Origin of the sequence: Cupriavidus sp. SK-3 (assembly GCF_000611145.1) — a bacterium.
GTDB lineage: Bacteria > Pseudomonadota > Gammaproteobacteria > Burkholderiales > Burkholderiaceae > Cupriavidus.
In genome coordinates this window covers 79,766-88,123 of the sequence record NZ_JFJV02000240.1, presented here as the reverse complement: position 1 = coordinate 88,123, position 8,358 = coordinate 79,766, and the positions used below count along the sequence as shown (strand labels likewise).

General features: G+C 67.4%; 6 protein-coding genes. 2 read left to right on the top strand and 4 right to left on the bottom strand.

All coding sequences use genetic code 11. The features are described from left to right. The first annotated feature begins 333 nt into the window (after nt 1-333). The gene (locus CF70_RS25165) at nt 334-1,461 is read left to right on the top strand and encodes an efflux RND transporter periplasmic adaptor subunit (protein WP_051648940.1); all 1,128 of its coding nucleotides are present in this window, start codon (nt 334-336) and stop codon (nt 1,459-1,461) included. 10 nt (nt 1,462-1,471) lie between these two features. Beyond that, nucleotides 1,472-4,585, top strand: a complete 3,114-nt coding sequence (locus CF70_RS25160) for an efflux RND transporter permease subunit (RefSeq protein WP_035871019.1) — start codon at nt 1,472-1,474, stop codon at nt 4,583-4,585. Between the two features lie 55 nt (nt 4,586-4,640). Here CF70_RS25160 and CF70_RS25155 read toward each other — a convergent pair whose 3' ends face one another. From CF70_RS25155 to CF70_RS25140, 4 genes are all read right to left on the bottom strand, one after another. Then, the gene (locus tag CF70_RS25155) at nt 4,641-5,051 is read right to left on the bottom strand and encodes a DUF3830 family protein (protein ID WP_035871016.1); all 411 of its coding nucleotides are present in this window, start codon (nt 5,049-5,051) and stop codon (nt 4,641-4,643) included. Nucleotides 5,052-5,086: 35 nt separating this feature from the next. Beyond that, on the bottom strand, nt 5,087-6,277 hold the full coding sequence (locus tag CF70_RS25150) for an amidase (RefSeq protein WP_035871014.1): 1,191 nt from the start codon (nt 6,275-6,277) through the stop codon (nt 5,087-5,089). Between the two features lie 111 nt (nt 6,278-6,388). After that, nucleotides 6,389-7,372 (bottom strand): ABC transporter ATP-binding protein, encoded by a 984-nt coding sequence (locus tag CF70_RS25145; protein WP_035871012.1) that lies wholly within the window; start codon nt 7,370-7,372, stop codon nt 6,389-6,391. 55 nt (nt 7,373-7,427) lie between these two features. Further along, nucleotides 7,428-8,358: ABC transporter ATP-binding protein (locus CF70_RS25140; RefSeq protein WP_235185198.1), on the bottom strand; the 931-nt coding region annotated here is incomplete at its 5' end.

The following is an 8,358-nucleotide window of genomic DNA, read 5'->3' as shown; positions in this document are numbered from 1 at the left end:
GGGCAGGCTGCGCGCCAGCCGGCAACAATGGCGTCTGCGACATTACGCCGCGCCGCGCCGCGATTTTTTGCGCCACATTGGATCGCCGGCCTGTTTGTCACCTGAATAGTGCTTTTTTCGTTACATGTTTTTCCAGTGTGGTTTGACGCCTTCGGGTGGTCCCCTATATATTGCTGACCGGTGAGTTATTAACTAACGCGCCGCCTTCCACAGTGCCCGCTGTTTCACCGATTCCTCGCTTAACTCATGCCAGTGCCTTCTCCCAGGCCGGAAGTTGCGGCCGTCGATGTGCCTTTTTCCACGGTGGTGGATGCCAGCGGAGTTGCTGCGGCGATGGCGGATACCGCCCTACGCGCGCTGCCGGCCCGCGCGCGGCTCATGGTGCCGGTACTTGCGGGTTTGCTGGTGCTGGGTGGCTGCAATCGCCAGCCCGAGCGCCCACCTGAAATCCGCCCCGTGCGATTGATGCAGGTGCAGCCCGGCGCGGGCAAGACCGATCTCGAGTTCTCCGGCGACGTGCGGCCCCGGATCGAATCACGGCTGGGCTTTCGCGTCGGGGGCAAGATCGCGGCCCGCCTGGTCGATGTGGGCGCCACCGTCCGCAAGGGCCAGCCGCTCGCAAGGCTCGATCCCACCGACCTGAGCCTGGCGGAAGCGGGCTCGCGTGCCCAGTACGACGCGGCCAGGACCGATCGCGACCTCGCCGAGGCCGATCTCAAGCGTTACAACGAACTGTTCGCCAAGAAATTCATCAGCGCCGCCGAGCAGCAACGCCGCCAGGCCACCTATGACTCCGCCGTCTCCCGCCTGCGCCAGGCCGAGGCCGGGCTGCGCAACCAGTCCAACCAGACTGCCTATGGCGTCCTGACCGCCGACGCGGACGGCGTGGTGACGCTGATCGAAGCGGAGGTTGGCCAAGTGGTCTCGGCAGGCCAGTCGGTTGTCCGGGTGGCGCAAACCGCCGAGAAAGAGGTGGCGGTCGGGTTGCCGGAAGACCAGGTCGAGCGCCTGCGCGGCATTTCCGACGTGACGGTGCGGACCTGGGCCGAGCCCGGCCGTCCCCTGCCAGGCCGCGTGCGGGAGATATCCCCGATGGCCGACCCGGTTACGCGTACCTATGCGGCCCGCGTCAGCGTGCCCAACCCGCCGCCGGACTTCAAGTTCGGCATGACCGCCGTGGTGACGTTCACCCGCACCGGCGACAACGCCACGCTGCGCGTGCCGCTTTCCGCGCTGCTGCAGCAACAGGGTAGCAACCAGGTCTGGGTGTATGACGCTGCCAAGGGCACCGTGCAGCCGGTCGCGGTCACCCTGGGCGAACTGCAGGGCAACGAGGTCCAGGTCAGGCAGGGGCTGTCCGCCGGGCAAACCATCGTCACCGCGGGCGTGCACCTGCTCAAGCCCGGCCAGAAAGTGAGGCCGCTGCAGGCGGTGGCGTCCGCGCCGGCCGTGCGCAACTAGGGCGCGCAGCATGGACCATTCCCGTTTCAATCTCTCCCGCTGGGCCCTGGAGCACCAGCCGCTGACCCGTTACCTGCTGGTGGTGCTGCTGCTGGGCGGGCTCTTCGCGTTCTTCCAGCTCGGCCAGGACGAAGACCCGCCCTTCACCTTCCGGGTGATGGTGGTGCAGGCGTTCTGGCCTGGCGCCACCGCCGAGCAGATCGCGGTGCAGGTCACCGACAAGATCGAGCGCCAGTTGCAGGAGGTGCCCTACGCCGACAAGATCCGCAGCTTCTCCAAGCCCGGCGAGACCACGGTGATCTTCCAGCTCAAGGACACCGCGCCGGCAAAGGACACGGCGCAGATCTGGTACACGGTGCGCAAGAAGGTCGGCGACATCGCGCAGACGCTGCCGCCCGGCGTGCGCGGGCCGTTCTTCAACGACGAGTTCGGCGACGTGTACGGCTCGATCTACGCGCTGTCCGCCGATGGCTTCAACTACAAGGAACTGCGCGAATACGCCGACCTGGTGCGCCAGCAACTGCTGCGCGTGCCGTCGGTGGCCAAGGTCGCGCTGATCGGGCTGCAGGACGAGAAGGTCTATATCGAATTCAACCAGGCGCGCTTTGCCCAGCTCGGCCTGGACATCAATGCGATCTCGGACCAGATATCCCAGCAGAACAGCATGACCGCCAGCGGCGTGCTGGTGACGCCTGGCGACAACCTGCAGGTGCGCCTGTCGGGACAGTTCGCCAAGGTGGCCGACCTGGAAAACCTGGTGCTGCGCGGCCCCAACGGCACTGCCAACATCCGCCTGGGCGATATCGCCCACGTCTACCGCGGCTATGTCGATCCGCCGGCGAGCAAGATGCGCTTCCAGGGCAAGGAAGTGATCGGGCTGGGCATCTCGATGGAGAAGGGCGGCGACATCATCGCGCTGGGCAAGAACCTGCGCGCCGCGACGGATGGCTTGCGCGGGCAGTTGCCGGTCGGCATCGAGCTGGATCAGGTGCAGAACCAGCCCGACGCGGTCGAGCGCTCGGTTGGCGAGTTCGTGCATGTGTTGATCGAAGCGGTGGTGATCGTGCTGGGCGTGAGCTTTGTCTCGCTCGGCCTGCACACCAGGCCGCTGCGGCTGGATGTGCGGCCGGGGCTGGTGGTGGCGCTGACCATTCCGCTGGTGCTCGCCGTCACGTTCCTCTTCATGAACATGTTCGGCATCGGGCTGCACAAGATATCGCTCGGGGCACTGATCGTGGCGCTCGGGCTGCTGGTCGACGACGCCATCATCGCGGTGGAGATGATGGTGCGCAAGCTGGAGGAGGGCTTCTCCAAGATGGAGGCGGCCACCTTTGCCTACACCTCCACCGCGATGCCGATGCTGACCGGCACGCTGATCACCGCCGCCGGCTTCCTGCCGGTAGGGCTGGCGCGTTCCACCGTGGGCGAGTACACCTTCGCCATCTTTGCCGTGACCGCGATGGCGCTGGTGCTGTCCTGGCTGGCCGCGGTCTACTTCACGCCCTACCTGGGCTACCTGCTGCTCAAGTCCAGGCCGGCCGGCGAGGGCGAGCAGCATGAGGTGTTCGACACGCCGTTCTACAACCGCTTCCGCCAGTTGGTGAACTGGTGCGTGACCTGGCGCAAGACGGTGATCGTCATCACCCTGGTGGCCTTCGGCCTTGGCCTGTACGCCTTCAAGTTCGTCGAGAAACAGTTCTTCCCGGATTCGAGCCGGCCGGAGCTGATGGTGGAGTTGTGGATGCCCGAGGGCACCAGCTTCGCGCAGACCGAGGCCGAGGCCAAGCGCTTCGAGGCCGCGCTGCGCGGGGACCGCGAGATCGCCAGCCTGACCACCTTCGTGGGCAGCGGCGCGCCGCGCTTCTACCTGCCGCTCGACCAGATCTTCCCGCAGACCAATGTGGCGCAGGTGATCGTGATGCCGGCCGGGGTGGCACTGCGCGACCGCGTGCGCCAGCGCGTCGTCAGCCTGCTGGCGAGCGATTTCCCGCAGTTGCGCGGACGCGTCAAGCTATTGCCGAACGGGCCGCCGGTAGCTTATCCGGTGCAGTTCCGGGTCATCGGGCCGGATGCCAGCGGTGTGCGCAAGCTGGCCGACGAAGTCAGGGCCGTGATGAGCGCCAACCCGAACACGCTGGGCGTCAATGACAACTGGAACGAGAGCGTCAAGGTGCTGCGCCTGGATATCGACCAGGACAAGGCACGCGCGCTCGGCGTCAGCACCACCGCCATCGCGCGCGTGACGCAGACCGTGCTGAGCGGCGTGGCCGTGGGGCAGTACCGCGATGGCGACAAGCTGATCGACATCCTGATGCGCGCGCCGCGCAACGAACGCGACGCCATGTCCGACCTGCAGAACATGCAGGTGCCCACCGCCAGCGGCCGCGTGGTGCCGTTGACCCAGGTAGCGCGCATCGCGTTCCGCTCCGAGCCTGGCGTGATCTGGCGCGAGAACCGCGACTTCGGCGTGACCGTGCAGTCCGATGTGGTGGAAGGCATCCAGGGCCCCACCGTGACGGCGCAGATCAATCCCAAGCTGGACAAGCTGCGCGCCACGCTGCCGGCGGGCTACCGCATCACCGTGGCCGGGGCGGAAGAGGAAAGCGGCAAGGCTGGCGCGTCGATTGCCGCGCAGTTGCCGCTGTGCATCTTCATCATCTTCACGCTGCTGATGCTGCAGTTGCACAGCTTCTCGCGCTCGCTGATGGTGTTCCTGACCGGGCCGCTGGGGCTGATCGGGGCGGCCGCCACGCTGCTGCTGCTGAGCGCGCCGATGGGCTTTGTGGCGCAGCTTGGCATCACCGCGCTGCTGGGCATGATCATCCGCAACTCGGTGATCCTGGTCGACCAGATCGAGCAGGACATCAGCGCCGGCGCGCCGGTCTGGGAAGCCATCGTCGAGTCGGCCGTGCGCCGCTGCCGCCCGATCATCCTGACCGCCGCGGCCGCCGTGCTGGCCATGATCCCGTTGTCGCGCTCGGTGTTCTGGGGGCCGATGGCGGTGGCGATCATGGGCGGGCTGGTGATTGCCACGGCGTTGACGCTGCTGTTCCTGCCGGCGCTGTATGCGGCGTGGTTCCGGGTGAAGGCGCCGGAAGCGGGCGCGGCAGTCCTGGCACGCTGAACATGCCCTGGATCGTGCTCGGACGGCTAACGCCGCCGAGCACGCATCGCGCGCCTTACATCAATTCAAAACTCACATCCTGCGCCCCTTCCCACAGCACCTTGGTGCCCAGCGCGCGCAGGTTCTCCTTGCCTTCCACGATCGTCAGGAAATGGTTGCCCGCCAGTTGCCCCATCTTGCTGGCGAAGCAGCAACTGCCGTACGCCAGGATGATCTCGGTTTCACTGTAGCCACCGGGGTAGAACAGGATGTCGCCCACCGACGGGTGGCTGGTGTGGTTCTCGAAGTCCACGCCCAGCTTGAATTCGCCCAGCGGAATCCAGCAGCCTTCGCCGCTCCAGCGGACGTGGATCAGCTTTTGCCGGTAGGGCAGCAGCTTGGTGAAGGCCGCCACGGTCTGTGGGGCATCGGGATTGGTTTCGGCGACAAACTGGTAACCGCCGGCGGTGATACGGATGCGGGCCATTCAGGCTCTCCTTGGGGGGGAATCGGGGTAGTGGTTCAGCTTAGTGCCATCACCAGCTTTTCTGCAAATGCAATCAGGCTGCGGTCGCTGCCGGCGGGGCCCATCAGCGAGATGCCGAGCGGTGCGCCGGCGCGGCTGGCCAGAGGCAGGCTCAGGTGGGGAAAGCCGGACAGGGGCGCCAGGCAGAGGGTCTGGGCGGAGCGGTTGCGGTAGGTCTCCAGTTCCTCGCCGGCGGCGTCCGACAGCGGCGCGATGTCCGGCATGGTCGGCAGGATCAGGATGCCGTCGTTACCGAGCAGCGCCGCGAGGTGGGCGGTGAAGGCGCGGCGGATGGCACTGGATGCTTCGAATTGCGCGGCCGTGACGCTCTTGGAGAAGGCAAACCGTGCGGCCACGTCCGGGCCGAGCTGCAGGCCGTACTGCTCGATCATGGCGCCGTCGGTTTGCCAGGCTTCCCAGCCTTGCACATAGCGGAAGGCCCACCAGATATCTTCCAGCGCGCGATCCGCGACCGTGACGGGGGTGGCTTTGCCGAAGGCGGCCTCTATGCCGCCGACCACCGGCAGCAGCGCGTCCAGCGCGGCAGGGGTGGGCATGCGGAACAGGTCTTCGGCGAGCAGCAGGCGCGGGCTGGCGGGCAGCGGCCTTGCATCGTCCCCGAGCAGCACTCCGGCCACGCGCGCAAAGGTGCCGATATCGCGCGCGAAGAAGCCGCAGGTATCGAAACTGTCACACAGGGCCAGGCATTGCGCGAGCGAGATGCGTCCGTGCGTGGGGCGGATGCCGAACAACCCGCAATGGCTGGCCGGGGCGCGCACCGAGCCGCCGGTGTCGGTGCCTAGCGCGAAGTCGCAAAGCCCGTTGGATACCGCCGAGGCCGAGCCCGATGACGAGCCGCCGGTGATGCGTCCCGGTGCCGCGCCATTGACCGGCGCGCCGTAGTGGGCATTCTTCCCGTTCATCGAGAACGCCAGCTCATCGGTGTGGGTCTTGCCGACGAAGGCGGCGCCGGCGTCAAGCAGGCGTTGCACGGTTGGGGCGGTGGCGGTCTTGATGCCCGACATCGCCAGCACATGGGGGTTGCCCCCGCCGGTGGGGTAGCCGGCGACGTCGAACAAGTCCTTGGCGGCGAAGGTGAGGCCGGAGAGCGGCCCGCTCGCGGCGTTGGCGACCGGCGCTGCCGGGTAGGGAAGGAAGGCGTGGGAGGGATGGCTGGCCAGGTTCATGGATGCGGTTAGCGGTGTGGGAAGCAATCAGTAAAGGTGATATTGGCACGGACTGCACGGCGGGCAAAGCATGCAACTTGTGGCCGTGCGCTCTTGCACGGAGCGCACGGCTCAAGCCACGGCCTGCGCGATGGCAACTGGCTCGGTAGCCAGTACGCAGCTTACGCGATGACCGCCGCCCAGCGCGACGCTCTGCGGCACTGCCTCCAGGCATTGCGCACGCGCTTGCGGGCAACGCGGGGCGAAGCTACAGCCGGGCGGCAAGGCGGACAGGTCGGGCGGCGAACCGGCAATGGTCTGCAGCCGCTGGCCCCGGTCCATGCCGTGCTGGCGGCTTTGCAGCAGTGCCATGGTGTAGGGATGGCGCGCGGCCCGCAGGATGGTGCGGATCGGGCCTTCCTCGACAATGCGCCCGCCGTACATCACGGCCACGCGCTCGGCGATCTCCACCGCCGCGCCGATGTCATGGGTGACGAACACGATTGACAAGCCCAGCTCGCGCTGCAGTTCCCGCAGCAGGATCAGCACCTGGATCTGCACGGTGGCGTCCAGCGCGGTAGTGGGCTCGTCGGCCAGCAGCACCTTCGGGTTGGCCGACAGCGCCAGCGCGATCATGGCGCGCTGGCGCATGCCGCCGGACATCTCGTGCGGATAAGCCGCCAGCCGCCGCTCCGGGCTGGGAATGCGCACCGCCTCCAGCGCCCGCAGGGCGCGCTGGCGCGCTTCGGCGGCGGACACGCGGGCATGGGTGCGAATGCATTCGATGATCTGCTGGCCGACCGTGTAGACGGGGTCCAGCGCCAGCAGGGGCTCCTGGAACACCATTGCCACGGTGCCGCCGCGCAGGCGGGCCAGCCCGCGCGAATCCAGCGCGGTGACGTCGGCGCCGTCGATGCGGATCTCGCCTTCCATGCGGGTGCGGCGCGGCGGATGCAGCCGCATCAGCGCGCGCAGCGTCACGCTCTTGCCCGAGCCGGATTCGCCGATCAGGGCGAGCGCCTCGCCCGGCGCAACTTCCAGCGATACGCCGTTGACGGCGCGGATGGTCTTGCCGCCGCCGGAGAAGGTGACGCGCAAATCGCGCACCGATACCATGGGCGCGGCAGTCTGCGGTTCTGGAGTGTGGTTGGATGCAGTCACGGTGAGGCCCTCAAATCGTTGCAGCGAGCGGACTGGCGGCCGCCGGCATCTGCCGGCTGGGGCCGCCGCCGGCGTTGGCCATCAGGCAGGCCACGGGATGCCCGGCCAGCGCGTCCGACAGCACCGGCGCGCGGCGCGAGCACACGTCTTCGGCCATGGCGCAGCGAGGATGGAAGCTGCAGCCGGACGGCGGGTTGATCGGGTTGGGCGGATCGCCCGCCAGCGGCGCGACCAGCGTGCGGTGGTCCGGATCCATTGCCGGCATCGAGGCCAGCAGCGCGCGGGTGTAGGGATGCGACGGGTTGGCGTACAGCGTCTCGGTATCGCCCACCTCCACCACCTTGCCCAGGTACATCACCATCACGCGGTCGCACAGGTAGCGGATCACGTTCAGGTCGTGGCTGATAAAGACATAGGTGAGGTCAAATTCGGCCTTGAGGTCGAGCAGCAGGTTCAGCACCTGCGCTTCCACCGATTTGTCGAGTGCCGACACGGCTTCGTCGAGGATCACCAGGCGCGGGCGCAGTACCAGCGCGCGCGCGATGTTCACGCGCTGGCGCTGCCCGCCGGACAACTCGTGCGGATAGCGTCCGGCGAAGCGCGTTGGCTCCAGGCCCACGCGATCCAGCAGGGCGCGGGCACGCGCGGTGGCTTCGCTGGCGCTGATGCCGTGCACGCGCGCCGTAAAGGCGATGGATTCCTCGATGGTCAGGCGCGGGTTGAGCGAGGAGTAGCTGTCCTGGAAGACCATCTGCACCTGGCTGCGGTAGCGCTTCATGGGCAACTGCGCCGATCCGACGCCCAGCGCATCGAAGATCAGCTCTCCTCTGTTCTGCTCGATCAGCTGCATCAGCAGCCGCGCGGTGGTGGACTTGCCGCAGCCGGATTCACCGACCACGCCCAGCGTCTCTCCCTTCCTGACTTCGAAGCTGACGCCGTCG